The 23,811-nt window shown below is 71.6% G+C and carries 19 protein-coding genes, 1 pseudogene and 2 riboswitches; of the genes and pseudogenes, 4 read left to right on the plus strand and 16 right to left on the minus strand.

The window, feature by feature from the left end; genetic code table 11:
- Window positions 1-5 precede the first annotated feature (5 nt).
- From KGD87_RS21780 to KGD87_RS21840, 13 genes are all read right to left on the minus strand, one after another.
- Window positions 6-788, minus strand: a complete 783-nt coding sequence (locus KGD87_RS21780; protein ID WP_284662301.1) for an ABC transporter ATP-binding protein — start codon at window positions 786-788, stop codon at window positions 6-8.
- Window positions 789-792: 4 nt separating this feature from the next.
- Window positions 793-4,314, minus strand: a complete 3,522-nt coding sequence (locus KGD87_RS21785) for a serine/threonine protein kinase (RefSeq protein WP_284662302.1) — start codon at window positions 4,312-4,314, stop codon at window positions 793-795.
- An 85-nt stretch (window positions 4,315-4,399) separates the two neighbouring features.
- Entirely contained in the window at window positions 4,400-6,085 is a 1,686-nt protein-coding gene (locus tag KGD87_RS21790) for an adenylate/guanylate cyclase domain-containing protein (protein ID WP_284668676.1), read from the minus strand.
- 143 nt (window positions 6,086-6,228) lie between these two features.
- Complete coding sequence (locus KGD87_RS21795) at window positions 6,229-6,732, minus strand: QcrA and Rieske domain-containing protein (protein WP_284668677.1); 504 nt, start codon at window positions 6,730-6,732, stop codon at window positions 6,229-6,231.
- A gap of 32 nt (window positions 6,733-6,764) precedes the next feature.
- Window positions 6,765-7,502, minus strand: a complete 738-nt coding sequence (locus KGD87_RS21800) for a cell surface protein (protein WP_284662303.1) — start codon at window positions 7,500-7,502, stop codon at window positions 6,765-6,767.
- Window positions 7,499-8,863 (minus strand): ICP22 family protein, encoded by a 1,365-nt coding sequence (locus KGD87_RS21805; protein ID WP_284662304.1) that lies wholly within the window; start codon window positions 8,861-8,863, stop codon window positions 7,499-7,501. Before KGD87_RS21805 ends, KGD87_RS21800 begins: the two co-directional genes overlap by 4 nt.
- A gap of 144 nt (window positions 8,864-9,007) precedes the next feature.
- A riboswitch (cobalamin riboswitch) is annotated at window positions 9,008-9,219 on the minus strand.
- A 20-nt stretch (window positions 9,220-9,239) separates the two neighbouring features.
- On the minus strand, window positions 9,240-10,325 hold the full coding sequence (locus KGD87_RS21810) for a FecCD family ABC transporter permease (protein WP_284662305.1): 1,086 nt from the start codon (window positions 10,323-10,325) through the stop codon (window positions 9,240-9,242).
- A complete protein-coding gene (locus KGD87_RS21815; RefSeq protein WP_284662306.1) occupies window positions 10,322-11,221 on the minus strand; it encodes an ABC transporter substrate-binding protein in 900 nt (299 codons plus the stop codon). Before KGD87_RS21815 ends, KGD87_RS21810 begins: the two co-directional genes overlap by 4 nt.
- A gap of 13 nt (window positions 11,222-11,234) precedes the next feature.
- Complete coding sequence (locus KGD87_RS21820) at window positions 11,235-12,851, minus strand: MXAN_6577-like cysteine-rich protein (protein ID WP_284662307.1); 1,617 nt, start codon at window positions 12,849-12,851, stop codon at window positions 11,235-11,237.
- Window positions 12,823-14,832: a TonB-dependent receptor plug domain-containing protein gene (locus KGD87_RS21825; RefSeq protein WP_284662308.1), complete on the minus strand. Its 2,010-nt coding sequence runs from the start codon at window positions 14,830-14,832 to the stop codon at window positions 12,823-12,825. Before KGD87_RS21825 ends, KGD87_RS21820 begins: the two co-directional genes overlap by 29 nt.
- A gap of 59 nt (window positions 14,833-14,891) precedes the next feature.
- Window positions 14,892-15,138, minus strand: a riboswitch (cobalamin riboswitch).
- A gap of 6 nt (window positions 15,139-15,144) precedes the next feature.
- Window positions 15,145-15,621: an FHA domain-containing protein gene (locus KGD87_RS21830; protein WP_284662309.1), complete on the minus strand. Its 477-nt coding sequence runs from the start codon at window positions 15,619-15,621 to the stop codon at window positions 15,145-15,147.
- 140 nt (window positions 15,622-15,761) lie between these two features.
- Complete coding sequence (locus KGD87_RS21835; RefSeq protein ID WP_284662310.1) at window positions 15,762-16,037, minus strand: hypothetical protein; 276 nt, start codon at window positions 16,035-16,037, stop codon at window positions 15,762-15,764.
- A gap of 14 nt (window positions 16,038-16,051) precedes the next feature.
- Entirely contained in the window at window positions 16,052-16,708 is a 657-nt protein-coding gene (locus KGD87_RS21840) for a hypothetical protein (RefSeq protein WP_284662311.1), read from the minus strand.
- A 170-nt stretch (window positions 16,709-16,878) separates the two neighbouring features.
- Here KGD87_RS21840 and KGD87_RS21845 point away from each other — a divergent pair, with 170 nt between their 5' ends.
- The 3 genes and pseudogenes from KGD87_RS21845 to KGD87_RS21855 form a co-directional block, all read left to right on the plus strand.
- Complete coding sequence (locus KGD87_RS21845) at window positions 16,879-17,808, plus strand: DUF2381 family protein (protein ID WP_284662312.1); 930 nt, start codon at window positions 16,879-16,881, stop codon at window positions 17,806-17,808.
- 9 nt (window positions 17,809-17,817) lie between these two features.
- A complete protein-coding gene (locus tag KGD87_RS21850; RefSeq protein WP_284662313.1) occupies window positions 17,818-19,830 on the plus strand; it encodes a serine/threonine protein kinase in 2,013 nt (670 codons plus the stop codon).
- Window positions 19,831-19,984: 154 nt separating this feature from the next.
- Window positions 19,985-20,170 (plus strand): annotated as a pseudogene (locus KGD87_RS21855) (AHH domain-containing protein); the annotation flags it as partial.
- Here KGD87_RS21855 and KGD87_RS21860 read toward each other — a convergent pair.
- The 3 genes from KGD87_RS21860 to KGD87_RS21870 all read right to left on the minus strand — a co-directional run bounded on the left by KGD87_RS21860 (window position 20,168) and on the right by KGD87_RS21870 (window position 22,475).
- On the minus strand, window positions 20,168-20,650 hold the full coding sequence (locus tag KGD87_RS21860; RefSeq protein ID WP_284662315.1) for an SMI1/KNR4 family protein: 483 nt from the start codon (window positions 20,648-20,650) through the stop codon (window positions 20,168-20,170). The pseudogene KGD87_RS21855 and the gene KGD87_RS21860 sit on opposite strands and share 3 nt — an antisense overlap.
- Before the next feature lie 264 nt (window positions 20,651-20,914).
- Window positions 20,915-21,049 carry a hypothetical protein gene (locus tag KGD87_RS21865; RefSeq protein ID WP_284662316.1) on the minus strand — a complete coding sequence of 45 codons (135 nt, stop codon included), beginning with the start codon at window positions 21,047-21,049 and terminating at the stop codon, window positions 20,915-20,917.
- Between the two features lie 115 nt (window positions 21,050-21,164).
- Window positions 21,165-22,475, minus strand: coding sequence for a Vgb family protein (locus tag KGD87_RS21870; RefSeq protein WP_284662317.1), 1,311 nt, complete (start codon window positions 22,473-22,475; stop codon window positions 21,165-21,167).
- Window positions 22,476-22,643: 168 nt separating this feature from the next.
- Here KGD87_RS21870 and KGD87_RS21875 point away from each other — a divergent pair, with 168 nt between their 5' ends.
- Window positions 22,644-23,810 carry an FIST signal transduction protein gene (locus KGD87_RS21875; protein ID WP_284662318.1) on the plus strand — a complete coding sequence of 389 codons (1,167 nt, stop codon included), beginning with the start codon at window positions 22,644-22,646 and terminating at the stop codon, window positions 23,808-23,810.
- The last annotated feature ends 1 nt before the right edge of the window (window position 23,811 follow it).

Genomic DNA, 23,811 nt, shown 5'->3' on the forward strand with positions numbered 1-23,811 from the left:
AAGGTTCAGCGCGAGGGTGCTCGGGGCGCGAAGAGCCGGGCGCCGGACGGAGCCAGCGCGGTCTCCATGGGCAGCCCGTAGAGCGCTTCCAGGGAGGCACGCTCCAGCACGTCGCTCGCCGTCCCCTGCGCGAGCACCTGGCCGTCCCGGAGGAGCAGCACATGGGTGGCGAAGGTGGCGGCGAGGTTCACATCGTGCAGCACCGCCACCGCGCCCAGCCCCGCGTCCACGCGCGCGCGCACGCGGTCGAGCGAGCCCACTTGATGGGCCACGTCCAGGAAGGCGGTGGGCTCATCCAGCAGCAACAGCTCCGGCTGCTGCACCAGTCCTCGCGCCAGCATCAACATCCGGCGCTCGCCGCCAGAGAGGGCCTCCGATGGCCGCTCGGCCAGGTGCGCGATGCCGAGCTCCGTCATCACCTCCCGCGCGAGCGCCACGTCGCCCGCGGACGGCAGGCCCCAGAGGCCCAGGTGGGGGCTGCGGCCCATCAACACCAGCTCCAGGCCGCTGAAGCCCTCCGCGGAGTCGAACGTCTGAGGCACCCACGCCACCTTGCGGGCGAGCGCTCGGGGCTCCCAGGCGGCGCGCTCGCGGCCCAGCAGGCGGACCTCTCCGCGCGTCCAGGGCCCCATGCCCAGCACCGCGCGCAGCAGCGTGCTCTTTCCCGCCCCGTTGGGGCCGAGCACCGCCCACAGCTCACCGGGCCGGACCTCGCACGCCACACCCCGCAGGATGGGACGAGGACCGTAGCCCGCGACCAGCGCACGGGTGACGAGCAGGGGCTCCACGGGACTAATACAGCTCCTTCTGCTTCTGCAGCAGATAGCGCTTCATCGCCCGGACCTTGCGCAGCGCTTCCGGGTTGTTGCTGCTGCCCGCGGCCTCCACCTCGCTCTTCACCTCGGCGTACCGCGTGCACCAGAGGCCGAGCACCACGCACGAGTGCTCCGCGTTGAGCTGGTTGAAGAGCGCGTTCGTGTCGCGCCACTCCTTCTCCAGCGTGGTGAGCGGACGGGCGCGGGCGGTGCGAGTCTTGCGGACCGACGGCGCGCGCTTCGCGGGAGCCACGGTGTTCGGCTGCGCGTCCAGCGGCGCGAGGAAGGAGTCGTCGAGCGCGCCTCCGTCGGGCGCGGGAGCGGTGGGCGTGGCACTGGTAGGCGCGGGCGCTCCCGGAGTCGAGGTCCCCGCCTGCGCCGCGGCGCCCTCGGGAGGCTGGCCGGCCTTGCCCGCCTGCGCTTCGCCGGGAGCGGAGGGACGCAGGGGCTGCGCGGGCGGGGGCCCTTCGGACTGCTCCGGCATGAACAGGCTCAGCACTTGGGCGCGGAGCTCCGGGGGCCCCAGGAAGAAGGCGCCGGCCACGGCCAGGCTGATGAACAGCAACACCAGCACGAACACGAGTGGGCCCTTGCGGCGGCGCTCGGGGCGCTCGGGCATCGTCGTGCGGCGGGTGTCCTCTTTCGCGATGCGCTCGGCCGAGCGCGTCTCCGGGCGGACGGGCATCGTCGTGCGCCGCGTCTCCTCGTTGGGCGTGAGGGAGACGCGGACATCGTCGTCGCTCTCGTCGTCTTCTTCGTCCGTCGCGACGGGGGTGGGCGCGGGGGGACGCACGGCGGAGACGGAGCCTGTCCGGCGCGCGGTGCTGGCCGGCGCCATCCCCGGTGAAGACGACCGGGTACGCCGTGCCTTGGGCCGGGAGACGCCGGACCGCTCCTCGTCCTCGGCGCCTTCCACGTCGTTGAAGAGGCCCGCGTCCAGCACCACGCGCGGCTGCGTGTCGTCATGGCCGGTGACGCGAGGGTCCGTGTCGGCGTGATGCGCGACGCGGGGCTGGGTGTCGGCGTGACGCTCGGTTCGCGTCGGACGCTGGAGACGCGGATGCGTGTCGGCGTCAGCGATGCGCGCCGCGGAGTCCTCGTGCCCCACCTCGTCGGTGGAGAGCACGGGCAGCTCCGACGAGGCGTCCGCCTGGGCCGGCGCGTCGGTCGAAGAAAGGCCGGCTTCATCCTCGGACACGCCCGCGTCGGACTCGTGCGCGGCCGTGGCTACGTCCTCGGGGGAGAGGGCCTGCCCGCCATGAGCGGGCGTGGCGTCCACCACAGGCTCGTCCACCACGGGCTCGGAGCGGGAAGCCAGCGCTCCCGGCGCAGGTGCGGCGGGGATGGCTCGCGAGGGCGTTGCCCCCTTCGGAGGTTGAGGCGCCCCCAGCGAGGACATGCCCAGCGGAGGGGAATCACCGAGCTGCCCGTCCACGGCGGGCACCTCCGTGCGCGATGCCATCCCGTCCTCCGAGGACATGTCCACGGAAGAGACCGGCCCCGAAGCGGCCTCGTCCCGCGCATCCAACGCAGGCACTTCCACGGAGGAAATGGCGCGAGACGGTGTCGGGCCCGGCGGAGGCGGCTGGACGGCCTCCATCACCACCGAAGCCGTTCGAGGCATCAGGCCAGAAGGATGCGGCTCGCTGAACGCCGCCTCGTCCTCGGACAGCGCGAGGTCATCATCCGCGTATCCGTCAGCCCCTTCCGAGTCCTCAACGGCAGGCATCGACGCCTGCGCCGAAGTGCGCGGCAACGGCGCGGGAGCAGGCACGTTGACCGCGGGCATCACCACCACGCCGGTGCGCTGCAGCGCCGCTCCGGGCGCGTGCGGCTCGGCCCCTGGCGGCGGCGGACGCGGCGCCCCACGCGGCGGCGCCGCGGGCGTGGACGCCCCCAGCGAGGCAATCACGCTCGGGCTCGCCTCGGACGCCCTGCCCCGAAGCGACTCGGCCTTCGCGTCCGTCGACTCCACCTGGACGGACGCGTCCGAGGAAGAAGACAGCCCGCCCAGGCTCGGCATCGCCAGCTCGGTCGGCCGCAGGTGCGACGGAAGCAGCGCGCGCGCGGCGGCCACGCCAGGCGGCACCGCCTCGGGCGGCATCGACGTCATCTGGACCTCGCGCGTCATCGCGGGCGCGCGAGGAATCGGAGCAGCCGAAGGACTCACCCCTCCGCCGCGAACGAAGGCCTCGGGCCCCACCTCCACCGAGGGCGCCGAGTCCTGGCGCACGCCCCGCGCCCGAGCCGCCTCCTCCAGCGCCTCGATGGGGAACGCGGGGCGGGTGGCCTCGTCAATCGGGACGCCCGGGCGCGTCTCACCGTCCGTCACCGGACCTCCGCCTTCGCGGCTGCGGGGCGTGGGGAAGAACGACAGCGGCTCCACCGGGCCATCCAGGCGGATGGTCTTCGCCGGCAGCATCGCGTGCGTCAGCTTCGGCGCCAGCGGGTCCTCCGGCATCGACGCCTGCGCGCGGACCTCTTCGGTGGACAGGCGCGGCACGTCCTTGAGGCTCGCCAGGAGGCGCCGCTCGGACTGGAAGTCCGCCGCGAACAGCTCGCGCATGAAGCGGCTGACGCTCTCCGGGCCCGCGCTCGAATCAATCTCCATCAGGCAGGCGTGGAGCCGCCCGCGGAACTCCTCCGCCGTCTGGAAGCGCTGCGACGGGTCCACCGCCAGCGCCTTGGCCACCAGCGCCGTCACCGCGGGCGGCGTGAGCGGCTCCACCTGGTCCAGCGGCGCGATTCGCGGGTTCGCCACCAGGGACATGAGCTCACCCGGGTGGACTCCGTCGAACGGGTTCTTCCCGCAGATGAGCTCGTAGAGGCAGAGCCCCACCGCGTACAGGTCGCTGCGGCGGTCCACCGGCTGGTGCCGCGCCTGCTCCGGCGACATGTAGAGGAACTTGCCCAGGATGATGCTGGGGTTCGTCTTCGCCGCCGACAACCGGCTCTTGGCGAGCCCGAAGTCGACGACCTTCACCTCCCCTTCGTAGGAGATGAGGATGTTCTGCGGCGAGATGTCCCGGTGGACGAGCTTCAGGTCCTCCCCGTCGTCGTCCTTCTTGCGGTGCGCATAGGCCAGCGCGTCCAGCACCCGGCCCATGGTGTAGAGGATGAACGTGACGGGCAGCGGCATCTGCCTGTCCCTGACGCGCGCGCCCACCTTGCGCAGGTCCTTGCCGTCCACGTGCTCGAGCGCCATGTAGGCCTCGTCCTCGTGGAGGCCCATGTCCAGCACCTGGGCGATGGAGCCGTGGCTCAGGCGGACCAGGGTGCGGGCCTCGCCCACGAAGCGCTCGACGAAGTCCGTGTCCGCGGCCAGCTGCGGGAGGATTTTCTTGATGACGCAGAGCTTCTCGAACCCCTGCGCCCCCTCCAGCCGCGCGAGGTAGATCTCTCCCATGCCCCCCGTCGCCAGATGGGACAGGAGCGTGTACCGGCCAAACGGCTGGGGCCGGAAAGGTCTCAACCGGGCGGGTTGGGTTGACGAGTTCATGCGGTGCGGGGGTTCACCACGACGGGGTCCACATTGAACCCTGTCCCGGCACGTCGCAGCAACCCGTCAACCGGCCGCGAGCCCCTCAGCGGAAGCCAGGATTGGTCAACTGGCCTACATCCTCTTCCAGCACCTCGAAGGCCGCTACCTTGTCCTTCGGGGGACGGATGAGGCGCTCGCCCAGCGGCTGGACGTCGAAGCGGGCCCCCACCGTGGCCAGGACCTTGCCGGTGATGAGCACCTGGCCCGGGCTGGCGGTGCCGGCGAGCCACCCCGCCACCCCGACGCCGTCCCCCACCACGGTGTAGTCCGGACGCACCTCGGTGCCTATCAGCCCCACCAGGGCCCGGGTGCTGTGCAGGGCGATTCGCAGCTCGCAGCGCTCGTCCAGGGGCCGGCGCGCCATGGACCGCTCCCACTCGGAGCGCAGCGCCAGGGCGGCCCGGACGGCCCGGACCGAGTCCTCGCCCTTCACGTAGGGGACGCCGAAGAGGGCGCGAAGGGACTCGCCCCGGAAGCCCTCCACGGTGGCCTCGAAGCTGAAGATGATGCCGCTCATCCGCGCGTGGAAGTCGTTGAGCAGCTGCGTGGCGCGCGCGGCGCCGATGCGCATGCACAACACGGAGAAGCCCACGAGCTCCGCGTGCAGGATGGTGAGGTTGCGCTCCTCCAGGCCGGGCAGCTTGCCGCCCTGCTTCTGGGCCTCGGCGGCGCGGCGCTCGGCCACGTCCGGCGGATGGAAGCGCTCCAGGTCGCGCCGCAGCCTGTCCGCCGCGGGGCTGCCCTCGCGGGGGGAGAACTTCTGCACGCCGGTGGCCACCAGATGCGCCACCGCGGTGCAGGTGTCCAGCATCGACTCCACGCTGGCGTCGCCCTTGGCGGACAGGTTGACGTAGAGCACGCCCGCGTAGGGCGGCTCGGCGCCGATGGGGATGCACAGCACGCGGTCCACGCCGTAGAGGATGACGCTCTCCCGGCCCGCGAAGCGGCGGTCATCGCGCACGTCACCCACGGCGAGCGCGCGGCCCTGGCGCAGGGCCTCCTCGACGATGGCATCCGAGACGGGCACCTCGCCCTGGGCCAGCCGGCCGCGGTGGCGCACGGCGGCGGGCACCATGGCGCCCGTGGCGTGCTTGAGCAGCACCACCGCCGTGGTCGCGTCCGTGACCGCCAGCAGCCGGTCCATGGTGGTGTCCAGAAACGACGACAGCGTGGCGGCCGACGAGAGCGCCTCCGCGGTGCGGAACAACAGCACCAGCGTCTCCTGCCCCACGCGCGGGCTCGCGGCGGGCAACGGCGCGGACGCGGAGAAGCTGTCGTCGAAGGAGACCGGGCCCACGTTGTCCAGGAGCCGCAGCACGTCCGCGTCGCGCACGTTCTTCGCCAGCAGGACGGAGGGGCCCACGTCCTGGCCGTGGCCGAAGCGCACGACGCCGCCCGCGCCCAGGTCCACCATCTCCGTGGCCGCGTTCTCCACGGTGTTGGGTTGGCGCACGGCGAGGACATTCTCCCCCAGCGCCACCGAGTCTCCGGCGACGAGCTGCCGAGAGCCCTGCAAGGGCGCTCCGTTGATGCGGCTGCCGTTGCGACTGCCCAGGTCTTCGATTCGCAGCACGTCGCCGTCGACGTACAGCCGCGCGTGTCGGCGTGACACGAGGTCGCCGCCCAGGACGATATCGTTCTCGTCCGCGCGGCCGAGGCTCGTCACGCCCTCAGGCAGATCGTACGACGTGTCGAAGTAGCCGGGCCCGTTGATGATGATCTGCCACATCGAGGGCACGACCTTACACGACTCTCCCGCCTGTTGAGAGAAGGAGACACTGACTCGGTGCGGGTATCCCGCAACCCCGCACCAGGACGTGTCTCTCCGCACCGCGTCATTTCACCTGCGGTACGGCTGCTTCGAGCGGCTGCTCAGCGGGGCCGGTGGATGAAGAGGGAGGCGCCCTGCCTCACCACGGGGAAGGCCGCGAGCGGCCGGGTCGCCGGGCCATTCAGCACCTGTCCCTCCTGGGTGAAGCGGGAGCCATGACAGGGGCACTCCATGACGCCGTCGGCCGGCACCCAGCCCACGGCGCAATCACCGTGCGTGCAGATGCGCCAGAGCGCCGCGTAACAGCCAGGTGACGTGTGGACCACCACCACGTCCAGCAGCGCCTGGGGAAGGCGGACCTCCGCGGCGCCGCCGGGGACCTCCAGCGCGGGATGAGCGGCCAGGGGGACCTCCACCCAGTCCTCTCCGTGCGGGCCCGAGGGCACCCGCGGCGCGCAGGACGGGCCCGGCCCTCCCGAATCGGGAGGGTCGAGCACCACGGCTTCCCGCCACCCGTCACCGCACCCCGCCCCGAGCGCCGCCAGGGCACAGGTGCCCTTGAGCAGCGTGCCGAGCGCGGCGCGGCGGTCCACCTCCCCCGTCACGGACAGGGGACATGGCCGTGGCGGGAGCCGCTTCACGGGGTGCCGCTCCGAAGCGACACACCGTTCACCACCGCGACGGCGTCCAGGTCGAAGCCCCCGGAGGTGCCGCCGTAGCGGTTGTTGCCCGCGTCGACGATGCGCACGTACCGCGCGCGGCTCAGGCCCACCGTCGCCAGGTCGAACCCGTCACCCCCCGCCACCGCGGGGTCCGTGGCGCTGACGCCGTTGGCCGGATTGGCCTGGACGGTGGCGACGCCCGCGCACCCCGGATAGCCACCCGCGGCGTCCGTGGTGGCACACGGGAATTCGTACCAGGTGACGCCGTCGTCGCTGACGGAGACGATGCCCCGCTCGGAGTACGTGGCCGGTCCGCCCCCGACGAGGAAGGTGTTCTCGAACACGAGCAGGTCCACGCCCGGCCCATCCACCACCGCGAGGTCGGTGAAGCGCAGGACGATGGTGCCGCCCCGCCCCAGCGAGAGCACGTCCAGCGAGCCATTGTCCGGCCCCAGCCCCGAAGGAGGCCCGAGCACGACGTCCGGGAAGCGGTCCTGCCCGAAGCCCGCGCTGTCACCCGGCTCGAAGAGGACGACTTCGTCCGCGTAGGGGTCCTCGGGCGGCAGTCCGGCATCGGGCTCCAGCGGCGTGGAGCCATCCGGCGCTCCCGCGTCTTCGTCGACGCTGGAGGACGCGTCACCACACGCGGCGGCGCCCAGGAGCACGGCGAGCGCCGTGCCCCAGGCGAAGCGGCGGAGGCCGCGACGGCTCACCGGGCCACCTGGATGCGCACCAGTCGCTGGCCGTTCTTGTCATCCACGCCCACCAGCAGGTCCGAGCCCAGGTGCGCCAGCTGCGTCACGGAGGTGCACGCATCCACGAACGACAGCACCGGCGTGCGCTCGCCAATGACGACCGCGCCAGGCTCGATGCCCAGGGACAGGGCGTAGCGAGACACGTCGGTGGAGACGAACTGCCAGTCCTCGTTGTAGCCGCCACGCTTGACGACGACGCCCTCACCGAAGGTGGAGGCCGCGTTGAAGTCGCTGTCCACCACGAGCTCGGCCTGCGTGCCCAGGTCCAAGGGCGTTCCGCCGCGCAGCGCATCCGCGAGCACCGACGGCGCCACCACGCGGGCCTTGTTGCTGAAGTCCACGCTGCTGGAGAAGCCCAGCATCGCGATGCCATTGTCCGCCACCGCCGTGAAGCCACTGGCGCCCGCTTCGCCCGCCGGGAAGTTGGCCAGGCGCACCGTCTGGAAGGGGGTCTCGGACGTCACCAGGCCGAAGACGCCCAGGCCGCCCCCCGCGGTGCCCAGGCCCACGCTGTTGACGAGCAGCACGGAGTCCTCCCCCGCGGTGAAGTGGGCCGCGGTGAAGTTGGCCTGCGCATCGATGTAGGAAGACGCGGCGGGCGCCGCCAGGTCATACGCGGCCACCGAGCCCAGCGCGCCCGTCGCGGACGTGGTGTAGCCCGCGAAGAGATACCGGCTGTCGTTCACCAGGAAGCCGTTCGAGAACACCGTCGCCGTCCCCGCGCGGTCCGCGGGCGAGACGACGTCGAAGAGCTTCGTGTCGTCCGGCTGGAGGTCGGGCCAGATGCCCAGCGAGTACATGCCGACGTCGATGCCCATGCCACTGCCGCGCACGGCGTAGACCGTGTACGTGGGGCCCGGCGAGGCGGCCAGCGCCAGCACGTCGGCCGGCAGCGGCGCGGAGCCCGTGGCCTCGAAGCCCGTCTGGAGCTGGAGGGTGCCGAGCACGGGGTCGTGCGGCGCCGTCTCACACGTCTGCTCCGTGCCCGCGTCCGGCTCCGTGCCCGCGTCCGGCTCCGTGCCCGCGTCCGGCTCCGTGCCCGCGTCCGGCTCCGTGCCCGCGTCCGGCTCCGTGCCCGCGTCCGGCTCCGTGCCCGCGTCTTCCTCGGGGAGCTGCTGGATGGGCCGCGTCTCACACTTCTCGGAGGCGCACGTCCACGCCTGGCCCTCGGGCGCGGGGCCGTTCTCACTGCGGCAGTCGAAGGCGTCCACGCATTCGGAGCCGCAGCCCGTGGTGGCCACCGCCAGCACCAGGCTGGCCGTGGCGAACATCAGGGACTTCGTACGGGCTCCCGCGCGCTTCACATCGGCGTACTTCATGGTGTCCTCGCTCCCTCTTCCGCCCCCACGGGCGGATGGGCTTCCAGGAGGACACGGCCGAAGGCAGCGCCCCGGCGCACATCACACGCGCCGGACAGCACCGCCCCCGCCGCCTCCCCTCGGAGGCCTCGGTGATGTCCGTGCCAGGGGCACGGGTCTTCGGCAGGTTTTCGGACTCGCAGGCGCGGGTGCACGGAGCACCCACCTACTTGCCGTCGCTTCCCAGCCCGCTCCGGGCCAGTGCTTCACGTGACGGCGTTCGTTCCTGCTCACCGCTGCGGGGCAGTCCCGGATTCACACCGGGTTCCCTTGAGTCGCCGTGGCTTCACGGCGACACCGAGGACGCGGGCGGGGATATGGCGGGTGCAAGCCATTGTCAATGACTGGCCCCCAGCCGCACCCGCCGCCGCAGCAGCGCGAGGAACAGCGGACCGCCCAGCAGCGCGGTGACGACGCCCACGGGAGGCTCGGCCCCGAACAAGGGGAAGGCCAGCCGCGCCAGCAAATCCGACAGGACGAGGAAGGCCGCGCCGCCCAGCGCCGACAGTGGCACCAGCAGCCGCTGGTCCGGCCCGAAGGCCAGCCGCAGCAGGTGCGGCACGATGAGCCCCACGAAGCCAATCAACCCCGTGAGCGCCACCGCGCCCGCGACGCTCGCGCTGGTGGCCAGCAGCAGCCAGCGGCGCGTCGCCGCCACCGGCACACCGAGGGACGCCGCGTCATCGTCCCCCAGCGACAGCAGGTTCAACCGTGCGGAGAGCACCCACATGACGCCAATCGCGCCGGCCTGGAGCAGCGCGGAGAGCACCAGCGTACCGCCGCGCTCGTACCCCAGCGCGCCGGCGAGCCAGTAGAGGATTTCCCCCAGCCGGTCGGGGTCGGACAGCGTCTTCACCAGGGTGATGGCCGCGGAGGCGAACGCGTTGAACACCACGCCGGTGAGCAGCGCGGCATAGGGCGCGCGCGACGCGGAGCCCCGGCTGGCGGAGAGGACGAAGAGGATGGCGGCCCCCGCGCCCAGGAAGGAGAAGAGCGCGGGCGCGGACAGTCGCGCCATGGCGCCGCCCAGGCCCGGTGCCACGTCCCCCACGGTGCCGAGCCCCACCGCGAGCGCCAGCGTCGCCCCCATCGCCGCCCCGCCGGACACGCCGAGCACGAACGGGTCCGCCAGCGGATTGCGCAAGAGCCCCTGGAGCGTGGCGCCCGAGGCCGCCAGCCCCGCGCCCACGATGGCCCCCAGCAGCGCGCGCGGCAGCCGCAGCGACCAGAAGATGACGGCATCCGTGGACGTGGGCTCCGTCAGCGCGGCGGTGAGGGAGATGGACTGCTCACCGAAGCGCACCGCCACGGCCAGGCACCCCACCGCCAATACGAGGAAGCCCCCGAACAACATCACCGCGCGCGAGGCGCGAAAACCTCCCGCTCCGCCCTGGGCACGCTGGGATGTCGCCGACTCGCTCACGGCGCGGCCTTACCCGTTCCTTCCGGATGCAGCAAACGGAAGAGTTCCTCCAGCCCCCGCCCCAGCGAAGGCCCCGGCTGCAGCAGCGACATGGAGGGCAGGTCCACCCAGCGGGCGCTGGACAGGCCGGGCAGTGCCCGCAGCTTGTCCTTGCCCACGTCCACGTCCGCGGCATCCACCACCACGGAGGCCCGGGCCCGCACCACGCGCTCCACCGAGTACACCGGGTACGCGGAGCCCGCGTCCGCCGCCACGTTGACGCCGCCCGCGTCCCGGAGCAGCTCGTCCGCGAAGGAGCCGGGCCCCGCCACCACGAGCGGCTCGAAGCCATAGACGAACAGCACCCGCGGCGCGGGCAGCTTCTTCGCCGCCTCCCGGATGCGCGCGCGCGTGGCCTCGATGCCCACCACCACCGCCTCCGCCTCCTTCTCCCGTCCGAGCGCCTCCCCCACCGCGCGCATGGCCGCGAGCACATCCGCCACGGAGTGCAGCGGCAGGAGCAACACGGGCACACCCAGCTCCGCCATCTTCTCCACCGGACGCTGGTTGCCCGGCCCGGGCTGCACCAGGACGAGGTCCGGCTTGAGCGCAATCACCGCCTCCACGGAAGGGTCCGTGAAGCCGCCCACGCGGGGCAGCTTCGCCACGTCCTTCGCCTCGTCGAAGCGGGACACGCCCACCAGCGTGCTCCCCGCGCCCAGGGACAGCACCATCGCCGACAGCGAGGGCGCCAGCGTCACCACGCGCCGCACCTTGGAAGGCACGGGCGGTCCCAGCGTCCTCAGCCTCGAGGTCTCCGCCGCGCTCACCGTCCCGGCGAGCAGGCACAGCACCGTGGCGAGCAGGACGGACGTGCCCGAGCGGGGACGCGAAGTAGAGATCGTCATCATCGGCATGGCGTGCGCTTCCTCAGTGCAGGGCGGTGACGTCAATGGCATTGGACACGGGCCGGCGCGGGTCCACGGGGCACGCCTCCAGCGCGGGCCCCAGCGCCTGGGGCGAAGAGAAGCCGCGGCGCTCCACCAGCCGCCCGTCCTCCACCGCCACCACGAAGACGCGGCCCGCGTTGGTATCCGCCAGGTACACCGCGCCCTCCGCCACGGCGAAGCGGCTGGCCACGGAGAGGTTGCAGCCCTGCGTTCCGGGCTCACACCCCGCCTTGAGCGCGTACGCCGCCACGGGCGCGTCGTTCTTCACCAGCACCAGCCCGGTGGCGCGCACGGCGCTGGCGCTGTGCCCGTTGGCCTCGTCGTACTCGGCCTCGCCCAGGCAGGCCACCACGAGCTGCTCACCCACGGCCTCCACGTAACCCGCGTTGAGGCAATCCGCCGCGCCCAGGTCGATGGCGCTCACGCCGCCGCTCGCGGGGTCGATTTTCGCGAGCATGCCCGGGCCATTGGGCTTGTAGCCGTCGTAGGGATTCAGGTTGGTGAGGCTCACGTACACCCCCGCCTCCGTCGCCGCGACGGAGTAGGGCAGCGGCAACACCGTGCCGCCGTCGAAGGGCTTCAGGTCCAGCCCGGTGAGCGAAATCGTGTCCACCTTGCGCGGCTGCTCGGGGTTGGAGATGTCCACACGCGCGACGGCATTGCCGAACTGGAACATGGAGCCGCCCGTGCCGAACAAGGGGACGTACAGCGTGGTGCCCCACTTCGCCACCGCCTGCGGGCTGGTGTTCGCCCCCAGGTTCACCTGCGTCACGGTGCGCAGGCCCAGCCCCGCGCCCTGGGAGGGGCCTTCCCGCTTGAGCACCTGCAAGGTGTTGTTCACCGAGTCCACGACGTAGACATAAGGCGGGTCCACCAGGATGTCGTTGGGCGAGCCCGCCACCCCGCCCAGCGAGTCCTCCTCCACCACCGTCCCCAGCGCGCCGCCCGCAGCCTGGAGCAGCTTGGACGCCGTGGCGTCCGCGGCCAGCACGTAGCCGTCCCAGGACGCGAGCGTCTGCACCCCCGAACCGAACTGACGCCGCGGCCCGAGCTGGTCCGTCCCCGCCTGGATGCCCACGAGCTGCCCGTTGGTGTAGCAGGCCGCCACCACGTCGTAGCCGCAGCGGCCCTCGTGGCACGTCTGTACGTCCGGGCACACGTTGCCGCAGGCGCCGCAGTTGAGCACGTCCGCGCGCACGTCCACGCACGAGTCCCCGCACCGCAAGCCGCCCTCGGAGCAGCCCTCGCGGCACACGCCGGCTTCGCACACGAGCCCGGCGGCGCACGCGTTGCCACAGGCGCCGCAGTTCGCGGCATCGCTCGCCGTGGCGACACACGCGCCATTGCAGGACTCCGTCCCCGGGCGACAGGCACAGACGCCGGCCTGACACGTCTGCCCGTCACCGCACGCGTTGCCACAGGCGCCGCAGTTCGCGGCATCGCCGCCCAGGTCCACGCAGGCTTCGCCGCAGACGGACAGGCCGGAGGTGCACACCGCGCCCTCCTCCGGGCACCCGGTGAGCAGCAGCGCCGCCACGGCCGCCAGCAGCAAGGTTGGAAGGAGCGGCTCAGGGGACAGGGGACGCGGGTGAGTCATGGAGCTCCTGAGTGGAGGAGGAAGAGGGTGACGCGCCTGGCTCGAGCGCCACCGCGAGCGTCACGTAGACGGCGCGTCCCGGCAGCGGGAAGCCCGTGAAGTCGAAGGTCCGGACGTCGAGGAGGTTCTTCAGCTCGACGGACAGGGTGAGGTCCGGCCCCTGCAGGAAGGTGCTGGACGCGCCCGCGCTCACCCACGTGCGCGAGGGCAAGTCGAGCGAGCCGGTGCGGTTGATGCGCTGCGCGGACTGGTAGAGCACCTCCGCGCGGGCGTTGAGCCAGTCTGGCCCCGCGCGCACCCGCCCCACCCACTTGTGCCTGGGACGGTACGGCAGGTCCTTGCCGAAGAAGCGCGGGTCCCCGTATCGGTTCTCCGTGCGCAGGTACGTGTAGCCCGTGCTGGCCAGGAGCCAGGGAAAGGGCCGCGCCTCGCCCTCCAGCTCCAGGCCCCACACGCGCGCGGCGTCGAAGTTGTACGGGCGCGCCATCAGCGGCGGGTACAGCTCATAGGCGATGAGGTTCTCGTACAGCGCCGCGAAGCCGCCCAGCGTGAGGCCCCAGCGCGGCGCGGTGTCCTCGCCGTCTTCCAGGCCGGAGCGCCACCTCACCGCCGCGTCCGCGTACAGGGCGCGCTCGGGTTTCAATCCGGGGTTGGGCAGCAGCGTGCCCTGCCGGATGTACAGCTCCAGGAAGGACGGCGCGCGGTGGGACTGACCGGCGTTGGCGCGCAGCCCGAAGCCGCGCCCCAACTCGACGGAGGCGCCCAGCTTCGGCGACAGCAGCCAGTACGGCCCCACCCGCTCCAGCCGCATGGAAGGCACCACGTCCAGCGCGCCGCCGAAGAGCCGCACCTCGTCCATGGCCATCACGCTGCCGCGCCACCACGAGGCGGCTTGTGCGCCCTCCTCCTGCGTCACCGTCTCACCCGAGGTCGCCACCGTGACGGTCAGCGCCTGGCGCGCTCCCAACGGCCCGCGGCCCTCCAGCTCCACGCCGCCCACCGAGTGCCGCTGCGCGCCACCCGCGCCGGGGATGTGCCCCGTCACCTCCAGGCCATCACGCCGGAAGAAGCCTCGCGCGCTCCCCTGCCCCAGCCCGTCGAGCACGCCCGACCAGCGGAGGCCCAGCGCCAGCCGCCCCAGCGACTGGTCTCCGGTGGACTGGGGGTTCTGCACGGTGCCCGGAATGGCGCGGTCCTCCAGGGACAGCTCCGCGAGCGCATCCAGCCGCGAGCCTCCCACGAGCCGTCGCCGGTAGCGCAGGAGCGCGCCCCCTCCCCGCGCGTTGTTGCGGGCACGCCGCTCGGAGACCTGGGGGTTGCCGTCCACGGCTGGCAGGTCGTCCACGTCGTAGGCGAAGTCGCCATCCGAGCGGCCCGCGTGCACCAGCAGCAGCGCCTGCCCGTCCAGCATCGGCCCCGTGGCGGCGACGTGGCCCAGCGCCGTGTTCCAGCTCCCGTAGGTCACCTCGCCGCTGGTGCGAAGGTTCGGCCCTGGCGCGCGGGTGATGATGTTGATGGCGCCGCCCAGGCCGCCCGAGCCATAGCGCGCGCCCGCGCCACCTCGCAGCACCTCGAAGCGCTCCACCAGCGCGGAGGGGATGAGCGACAGGTCCGACAGGCCGCCCGCGCCGTTGAGCGGAATCCCATCCAGGAACACGAGCACGCCGTTGGACGACGCGCCCCGCACCACCAGGCTCTTGCTCTGGCCGTAGCCTCCGGAGTCCTGCACCGCGAGCCCCACCGAGCCCACGAGCAGCTCCGCCGTGTCGCGCGCCTCGCCCGCGCGCTCCCGCGCGTCGATGACGGTGATGGCGCCCGTCGGGTCCCTCCGCTCCGGAGACTCAGGCGGAGGCGGTGTCCTGCCGCGAACCACGGTGGTGCGCGTGGGGGCGGGCTCGGCCTCGGAGGGCTGCGCCCTGACGGGACGTGGAAGGCTGAGCGCCAGGCACACGACAGGCCCGGCGAGGAAGGTCCACCGCATGCTCCGCCTTCCGCTCCCTCCGACGAAGAGAGAAGGCCAACCGCCCGGGCCCGCGAAAGGCTCGGCCGCACCCCTGGGCAGGTCTCCTGGCTGACGGACTCTGGCGGCTGGCGCACGGCGCGTCATGCCAGAAGAGGACTTCCGCCTTCCCCCGGAGCGGCGCTCGGCCGCGGCTGGAGTGGCGACAAACCGAAGCCCCCGGCCCTGACCTCAGGGCTGCCCGTTCACAGTGGCGGGACCGCGCCGGACTCGCACCGGCTTCCCTCTTGAAAGCCCGGCATGGGCACCCAAGGGCGCGCCCTTTGTAGGAGGTCACCTCCGGCGGGTCAAGCGCACCGGGGGCGTCAGCGAGGACGCGCGCACGGACTGCTCGACGGCATACGTCCGGAGGAACAGGAGCTCCACGTTCCCCAGCGTGAGCCGGGAACGACACAGCAGCGGCGCGGGCCGGCCCGGGAGGATGAGCACCCCGTCCTGGTACGTCCCTCGCTCACTCTCCAGGTCCGTCACGCACCACAGCCCGGTGTGCGGCTCACGACGAAGGCGCGCATGCAGGCGGGACACCGTGGGCTCGGCGAGGACGATGTCGCACTCGGCGCCGCTGCCCACCGTCACGTCGCCATCCGCCGGGCGCAGCCGCGGGCGCACCTCCAGCACCACGGGCCCCATGGCGCAGGGCGTCGACGCCTTCTCCGCTGAGCGCGACGTCCCAGGGGAAGCAGGCTCCCACAGCAACACGGGCCAGCTCCCGTCTTGGGTCCGCGCATCGCGAGGAGCTGGCTGGAACACGCGCACCTTCCTGTTCACCGGATGGACGCGCGCAACATGGACACGAGACGCCGGCCGCGCCAGTTCCTGGACCTCGGGGCGTGCGATTCACCGCCGGCTCCCACCGCGTGGGAGGTCCACCCACGCCTGCCACCCGGCGACTACGGAACGTCCGGCGTCCCCGCGTCCTCGCAGGCCACGCCCGAGTCGGCATCCACCTCCACACAATCCGGCAGCGCCAACTCCAGGCTGTCCTCACCCAAGGGCAGGGCCTCGTCGTCGGTGGAGAAGGTGCCCGTGCCACTGTCCGCGCCGCGCAGTCGTGCAATCGGGTCCTCCACGGCGCAGCCTGCGCTCCAGGCCAGCAGCGCCAGGGCGAGCAGGTGCCGGAAGGGCCCGCGAGGCGTGTGCGATGCGAAGTCAGTACGGTTGTTCATCGGACGGCCACCTTTCACGGGAAGACCAGCATCGCGACGCTCAGCCGCGGCCGGACGGCCCAGCCCTCATAGAGCGGTTCGAAGCCCTGCGGGCCTTGGAAGCCGATGCGGGGGCGGCCGAAGACGGCGTCCATCGCCAGCGAGCCCTCCACGGCGAGGTACCGGGAGAAGCGCCAGCGCAGGGAGGTATCCGGCCCCGTGAGGAGCGCGGGGAGGAAGCGGGGGCCCGCGGTGTCCAGCCCGCCCACGCGGGCAAAAGCCGTCCGGCCGAAGAGGAGGAAGCCCGCCCCCGCGCCCACGCTCCAACGCCACGCACCCGAGCGGAGCACGGGCGTGTCCAGCCAGAAGCCGAAGACGTACTGCTCCAGCTTCACCTCGGTGCGGGCGTCCACCATGCTCGACGGGAGGCCTGCCAGGTACTGGAAGCGGATGCGCAGCCGGGGAAACTCCCAGCCAGCCCCGAGCAACCATCCCTGGTAGCCCGTTGAGGCGTAGCCGTCGAGCGAGGCGAGGCCGCCCACCAGGAGCTGCCACTGCACGGAGGAGGACTCGTAGGACCCGGGAGCCTCCTCGGCGCGGGGAGCCTCCGTGGCCTCCGCCGCCAGCGAGGCGGAACCCGCGAGGAGCCCTCCCAACACGCAGAGTCGCAGCAAGACGGTGCCCGATGCCATGCGGGCAACGCTACCGTCCTGGCAACGGGGGACGGAAGCCCCCCGCCCGGCCACTCAACGGTTCGTTGCGCGTCATGAGCGAAGCGCACGGAAGACGCTCAGCCCTGCTACCCTCGTCGCTGGCATGCCGCTGGGCACGCAAGGCGAGAGCCGTCTGTTAGCGTCAACGCATGGGGTTCTGTGTCTCGACACGCCTTTCCAGCCTCCTTCTGACGTTCTGGTCTCTCGCGGCGTGGGCAGCGTCCCCGGAGAGCACATTCCCTCCCAGCAGGGTCCGGACGCGAAACGTCACGCTTTCAATGGCAGCCGAGCCCGTACACATCTCCACGGCCATTCCCACGACGCTCACCTTCGACACACCCGTCAATGGGCGAGAGGCCGTGCTGAATGACACCACCCTGGTGGAAATCCTGGCCGTGGGGGAGCGCTCGCTCACGCTCCGGGCGCTGGCGGAATTGCGCAAGCCGGTGACGCTGCGCGTGCCGCTGTCCGGCGCGTCCTCGCGGGTGGCGCCCGTCTTCAAGCTCACCACCGCGACGGACGTGGTGGACGCGCAGGTGCTGGTGTTCCGGGATGCCAGCGGGCCGGAGCTGCTGCGCGCTCGGCTGGCGGAGCTGGAGGCCCGCTGCGCCGCCTGTGAAGCGGCCCTGGCCGAGCAACGCGAGCGTGGCGCGTCGAAGGGTCCCGCGGACTGGGTGCTGTCCAGACAGGTGGATACGCGTGGCGTCAAGGTGGCCCGCCTTCATGCCCCTCGGCAGGACAGCGCCGTGAGCATCGCGGTATATGACGCCGCTCGCTTCCTGGCGAAGACATGGGTGGTCTTCCAAGCGCAGGTCGCGAACGACACCAGTCAGCCCTGGCGTCCGGGCAGGGCCTGGCTGGAGGACGCCGTCACCGGCCAGCGCGTGGCGGCGCGCGCCGTGCGGTTCGCGCCGGCAGCCCCTCTCCACGGCGACGCTGGCCGTGTCGTGGTGGAGTTCGGTTGGACGGCTGGGAATTCCTCGGGCACGTACCGGCTGGTGGTAGAAGCGGCCAGCGGGGGCGTCCCCCTGGTCATTCCAGATATGGCGCTCCAGGACGGAACTCCCGCGGGGGAATAGGGCAAGCCCATGTCGACGCTGAACCTCTTTGGCTTCCTCAAGCCCGGCTCGCGCCTGGACGGCTGCCGGATTCGTGAGTGGAAGGGCGGCGGCGCCTACGGCGACGTATACCGGGGCGTGCGGGCGGGCCTGCCCGTGGCCGTCAAGGTGTCCAAGCACCGCCAGTTCAGCCTGGACAACAGCCGCTCGGATGAGAGGCTTTTGCGGGAGCTGGTGTGTCTGGTGCGCCTGGAGCACCCGTACATCGCCAAGGTGAAGGGGTGGTCGCGCACGCAGGATGGGCGCGGGTACCTGGTGCTGGAGTACGTGGAGGGCTGGACGCTGGGGGAGTGGATTGAGCGCCAGCGCCCCACCTTCCAGCAGGTGGCGCGCCTCTTCGCGAAGCTGACGCACGCGCTGGAGTACATGCACGAGCGGGGCGTGCGCCACCGCGACATCTCCCTCTCCAACATCATGGTGCGCAAGGTGGACGGCGAGCCCGTCCTCATTGACTTGGGGGCGGGTGAGTACTCCGGGGCATATGGGCTGACGGACGCGCCGCTGCCGCCGGGCACCACGCGCTACCGCTCACCGGAGGCGGTGAGCTTCTACAAGGAGAACCAGAACAACCCCGAGGCGCGCTATGCCTTCCCGGCGGAGGACGACCTCTACTCGCTGGCGGTGTGCCTCTATGACGCGCTGACGGACGCGGAGCCGGCCACTCCGGCGGAGGCGCGCAAGGCGCCGCGCATCGCCGTCAACAGCGCTTCAATGCCGCCGCCGGACGCGCGCGTGGCCAACCCGCGCGTGCCAGAGGACTTCAGCGCGTGGGTGGCGCGTTGGATGACGCGCGACGTGGAGGCGCGGCGCCCCGCGCTGGCGGCCATGCGTGAGACGCTGGAGGAGCTGGGCGAGCGGCGTGGCGAGGCGTGGGAGGCCACCGTGCAGCCGCCCAGGGCGGTGGGCAGGGGCGCTCTGGCCCAGGCAGCGGGGGCACTGTTCGGGAGGAGGTGGCGCGTGGCGGCGTTGGCGCTGGCCCTCACGGCGCTCGCAGTCGCGGGCACCCTCGCCTACCCGTGGCTGGCGCCCACCGCCACGGAGGCCCAACCCGAGCGGGGAGCGACGCCCACCGGGACCCACGCCATGCCGCTCCCAGCGAGCGCGGGCGCACCGCCCGCCCCCGCCGCAAATGAAGCCCTGTCCGCCCCCCACCCCTCGCCCACCAGCGAACGGCCTGCGCCGACGGCCTCCTCCTCCGAGGCCGCGCCCACTTCCGCTCCCTCCGGCGCGCGGCCCACCCCGACGGTGTCTTCACCCCAGGCCGAAGCTGGAGCAGAGCGTGAGCGCATGTCCCTCACCGCCGGAGGGCCCCCTTCCCCACCCGCGCCATCTGCCAGTGCGATAGCGTCTTCGCCCCAGCCGTCTTCCGACGTGAAGGAAAGTCCCTCCGTGAGTGCCTCCAACCGTCCGCCGTCTCCCGCTCCCACCGCCAAGAAGCCACCAAGGACTGCCTCGCTCCCCCCAAGCCGCGCCTTCCTCGCGAAGTGCGCCGGGGCGACGGCCCTGTCCGCCGCCCTCATGGGGTGCCCCGCGCAGCAGGTGCGGCCCTCGTCCCAGAGCTGTCCCGAGGAAGCCGTCAAGGACATGGATAGCTACGGCATCGACGACGGCCAGGAACTTCCCGTCCTGGTGGACGTGAAGCAGCCCAGGTTGAATGTAAAGCACTGCGAGGCGGCGGGTCGCGAGTACTTCGGTGGCTGGGGCTGTAGCATCGTGGTGGGGGACGGGGAGATTGTCTCGGAAATCACAGACAGTGCGGGCTACATTGAAATTGGCACACGGCTTCATGGTCGGCTGTGGACGGGCGGTGACACCGTGGTGGGGCGCTACACCCGGTTAGTGCATCCGGACGGAACGGAGTTAAATGTTTGCATATCGCTGTCGCTCAACGGTGGGGCGGAAAAGCTCCCTGGCTCCCGGCCGGGCGCGGCGCTCATGTTGCCCTCGGAGAACGTGCGCGTCATCTATGGGAAGTGGCCCTGAGCGCGAACTGCAAGGGATTGAGCTTCCATGATGTGAGCGGTCGCGGTCGGATGGGGGAGTTCGTCACGGTGGCCCCATTCGGCCGCGCCGCCTGTCGAGCGTCGCCCTGACGCGCAGGCCGGTGCGGGGTGCGGGGCGTCATCGCGCCGATGCGCCACGCAGCGGCGAAGCCAGACCGGTGGAGGTGGAGCGGCGCGAGTTCAAGACGGCCGTGGCGCGGCTGGCCCAGGCCATGCGGCTTCCAACCCATCCACAGCGGGCCGCGCGGCGTCTGTTGGAGGTGGACGCCCGAGGCGGCGCGGACTTCTTCAACCCGCGCACCCGGCAGATGACACCACTAATCGTCGGTTGACAGCCAGAACCACCGCTCCTCCGACCTGAGCGCCCCCATCAAGAACTCCCGAAACGACCTGGCAATCTTGGGGCAGTAGCCCGGGTCTGGAAACGCCTCGTTGTAGCCGTCACGAAGGGGGTAGCGGCCGTCATACTGCTCGCTCACGTCAAGCAGGATGAAGTTGCTATCCCGCACACGGCAGAGGGCATACCAAGACGCGGGCCCGGCATCTTCGCTGTCGTCGTTACGCATGACGAGCCGGGCACGACGAAGCTCCGCCAGCGGAACGAAGGCGAAGGCAGGGTCCATGCGGTCAAAGAGGCGCGCACCGTTGCAGTGCAGATAGAAGGCGCGCAAGTCCGGGTCCAGACGCCAACCTGCGCTGTGCTCGAACGCTTCGATTTGCTCGGGCGTCGCAGGAGGGTTCGGGAAGTGGAGGCGCGACACCTCCGCGAGAAGGTCCTTTATGAAAGGGGCATTCTCCATAGGGATAGTCCACCCCGGTCCTGGTCACGGTGGGTTGTTCGCGTAACACTGCTTGTACGCGGACGGGAGTTGCTGGTGCAGGTCCTGCGGGAACGGAACGATGTTGTCCCAGTCGGTGGGCCACGCGCCAAATCGATTTGCCCAGTGGCGCCGGAAGTCGGGGCGCATGCTGTTCCATTGCGTCCGCGCTGCGTTGGTCTGGGCAGGGGCAATCGTTGAGTAGTTGCAACAACAGTGCGTCATCCCGAAACACGGGCGTAGCCCTCACCTCAACTGCACCGTCTGCCGCGGATGCCCCTCCTCAGCCCAGAGCCTCGCGAAGCGTTCCTGGAAGTGGCTCTTGGGAAGCAGCACCAGCTCGGTGAAGACGAAGACGTCGCCTTCCAGCGACAACGACACGGCGTCTTGGACTTCTATACGGACTCCCTGCATCCCCATCGCCGTCGCGCCCCCTTCACTGCCGTCAACTCCCGAATCGATTCAGCGCGGGAAGTACCGAGCCGCCCGCGCCGTGTCACGGCAACCGGTGAAACAGCGGCAGGTTCGCGGGGGCCGGATACACCGCGACGCCATGCGTGGCCCCGAGGTCGGGGCTGGAGATGACGACATCAGGCGTGGGCGCGCCGGAGACGCTGAGCTGGCTCGGGCTCAGCCGGGAAATCCTCCCGGAGTCGTAGGCCATCCACAGGCCCCCGTCTTCGTCGAAGGCGACTTCCTTGGGGCCGCCCGCGTCAATCTGGATGCTCGGAACGACGCTCACCGCGCCGGAGCCCTCCTGGTCAGCGGGCGTGAGCCGCACGACGACGCCGCTCGCGCCATAGGAAACCCACAGGTTCCGCTCCCCATCGAAGGCGAGCCCCGCGGGGCCCGCGAAGCTCCTGCCCGGAGCGGCCTCCATCACGTCGATGCTCACAACGGGCGTCACGGCGCCGGACACCTGGAGGCTCGATGCGGCCACCTTGTGGACGCGGGAGGCCCCGGCCGTCACGTCTCCCACCCAGAGGTTGCCCATGGCGTCGAACGCGAGCGTGGAGGGGTCTCCCAGCCCGCTCAGCACGACCTGCGGCGCCGGAGCGGTGCCGGAGACAAGCTGGGCCGCGCCAAACCGGATGACGGTGTCGCTGAACCCGATGGAGGTCCAGAGGTCGCCAGCGGCATCGAACGCCATGGCGATGGGACCCGGGCTCCCGGCGCTCAACACGCCGCCGCTCATGATGACATCGGGGCTCTTGACGCCAGACGCGCCCAGGTCACCGGCGGGGTAGCGCCGCAGCTCCCCCGACCCCAGCGCCACCCAGAGGTTGCCACGCCTGTCGAACGCGAGCCCTGAAGCCCGGGGAATGCCCGGGCTCGAACCGAGCCGGACGGCGGCCGACGGCGCGCCCGTGACCTCCAGGTCCGCGGCGGCGAAGGCCTCCACCTCGGCCGCCCCGTTGCTGGTGGACAGCCACAGCCGCTGGCTGCTGGGGATGAGCGCGTATGAGAGGGCCGCATTCGCCACCTCGCCATCCACGACGCAGAGCTGGCGCGCCGGCGCATCATAGGCGGCGCGAACCCGGCCGCCGCTCACCGCCACCGGCTCCGGAGAGAGCGTCCACATGCCCGCCGCGAGCCCCTCCAGCCGGCCACCCGCGCGCACCTCCCGGGACTCACTGCCTCGGCGGAGGAGGACGTGAGGGCTGGCGGAGGCCGGCAGTCCCTGGATGGACAACTCCAACGTCCCCGTGCCCGTCTCGGGACACCCGCTCGGGTCCGGGTCCGCGGCATCGCCACACCCCACGGAAATCACGACGGCCAGAGCGAAGATGACGGTTCCGCTTTTCACGAGGTCCCCCTTTTCAAGCACACGCTGCATTGACTCGATGAGCACGCGGATACAACCGGGCGAACGAGGGGGTGTCAATCAAGGCAGGCCCACAAGGCGTCCGCTTCGGCCGGACGAAGCCGGCGCCACCTGCACGCCAGTACGCGCGTGGATATCGATTCCAGTGGGATGCGGATGCGGATTGGAAAGAGCAGCTCGCCCGATGGCGAAGTCGCCGCCCGGGAGGCGAGCGCGGAGGCGCTGCGAGGCGCGGACGCGCCCACCTTCGCCCTGGTCTTCTGCACGGACCAATATGACGCGGTGGACCTGGCGTCGGCGCTCCGGCGGGAGCTCCGGGACATTCCCTGGGCCGGCTGCTGCGCGGCGGGCGTCTTCGCGGGAACCGAGCTGCTGCTCCAGGGACTGGTGGTCGCGCTCGTCTGCGGGGTGGACGTGCAGGTCGGAACGGGGCTGGGAGGGCCCGTCAGCAAGGACCCCCGAGCGGCCGGACGTGACGCGGTGGCACGGGCCATTGGGAAGCTGCCTCCCATGCCGCCGGGGCGCCGCCGGGTGCTGCTCGTCTTCCCGGACGCGCTGAGCGGGAATTCAACGGAAGTCGTGCGTGGGGCGCAGCAGGAGGCAGGGGCGGGCGTCGTCTGGGTAGGGGGCGGAGCGGGAGGCAACCTCCGGAGCGCCACGACGGCCCAATTCACGGATGGGCAGGCCTACCGGGACCAGGCGGTGGTGATTGCCTTGGATGCCCAGGCGCCGATAGGCGTCGGGATTCAGCACGGCTGGTATCCCTACGGCCCACCGACCCAGGTCACGAAGGCCCACGGCGCGACCGCCATCGAGCTCGATTACGAGAGCGCGTTCGAGGTCTACCGGCGCACGGCCGCGAGCCGCGGAGACGCGCTGGACGAGCAGGGCTTCGCCCGCTTTTCGATGACCCACCCGCTGGGGATTCCCCAGGCCAATGGAGAGTTCGTGATTCGCGACCCCATCTCCATCGGACCCGACGGCTCGGTCCGCTGCGTCGCCGAGATACCTGATGGCTCGTTGGTCCGGGTGATGGAAGGAGCGCGCGCGGACCTGTTGGACGCGGCCGCGGGTGCGGCCACCCTGGCTCGGAGAGGAAGCCCTGGCGCGCTGGGCGGCGCGGTCGTGTTCGATTGTTTCTCCCGCTACCCCATCCTGGGCGAGGAAATCCTGGACGAGCTCTCACGCGTCCAGGGAGCGCTCGGGGAGAGCACTCCGCTCGTGGGCTGTCTGACCCTTGGCGAGGTGGGGGCCATGGGAGGTGGCGTTCCGCAGTTCCACAACAAGACGGTGGTGGTGCTCGCCCTTCCAGGGTGAT

Origin of the sequence: Myxococcus sp. SDU36 (genome assembly GCF_030168875.1) — a bacterium.
Taxonomy (GTDB): domain Bacteria; phylum Myxococcota; class Myxococcia; order Myxococcales; family Myxococcaceae; genus Myxococcus; species Myxococcus vastator.

Bases quoted from the DNA above. Each gene is read 5' to 3' on its own strand.
- KGD87_RS21785 (WP_284662302.1), bottom strand. From the start codon at position 4,314: ATGAACTCGTCAACCCAACCCGCCCGGTTGAGACCTTTCCGGCCCCAG.
- KGD87_RS21790 (WP_284668676.1), bottom strand. From the start codon at position 6,085: ATGTGGCAGATCATCATCAACGGGCCCGGCTACTTCGACACGTCGTAC.
- KGD87_RS21805 (WP_284662304.1), bottom strand. From the start codon at position 8,863: ATGAAGTACGCCGATGTGAAGCGCGCGGGAGCCCGTACGAAGTCCCTG.
- KGD87_RS21815 (WP_284662306.1), bottom strand. From the start codon at position 11,221: ATGCCGATGATGACGATCTCTACTTCGCGTCCCCGCTCGGGCACGTCC.
- KGD87_RS21820 (WP_284662307.1), bottom strand. From the start codon at position 12,851: ATGACTCACCCGCGTCCCCTGTCCCCTGAGCCGCTCCTTCCAACCTTG.
- KGD87_RS21825 (WP_284662308.1), bottom strand. From the start codon at position 14,832: ATGCGGTGGACCTTCCTCGCCGGGCCTGTCGTGTGCCTGGCGCTCAGC.
- KGD87_RS21835 (WP_284662310.1), bottom strand. From the start codon at position 16,037: ATGAACAACCGTACTGACTTCGCATCGCACACGCCTCGCGGGCCCTTC.
- KGD87_RS21840 (WP_284662311.1), bottom strand. From the start codon at position 16,708: ATGGCATCGGGCACCGTCTTGCTGCGACTCTGCGTGTTGGGAGGGCTC.
- KGD87_RS21845 (WP_284662312.1), top strand. From the start codon at position 16,879: ATGGGGTTCTGTGTCTCGACACGCCTTTCCAGCCTCCTTCTGACGTTC.
- KGD87_RS21850 (WP_284662313.1), top strand. From the start codon at position 17,818: ATGTCGACGCTGAACCTCTTTGGCTTCCTCAAGCCCGGCTCGCGCCTG.
- KGD87_RS21860 (WP_284662315.1), bottom strand. From the start codon at position 20,650: ATGGAGAATGCCCCTTTCATAAAGGACCTTCTCGCGGAGGTGTCGCGC.
- KGD87_RS21875 (WP_284662318.1), top strand. From the start codon at position 22,644: ATGCGGATGCGGATTGGAAAGAGCAGCTCGCCCGATGGCGAAGTCGCC.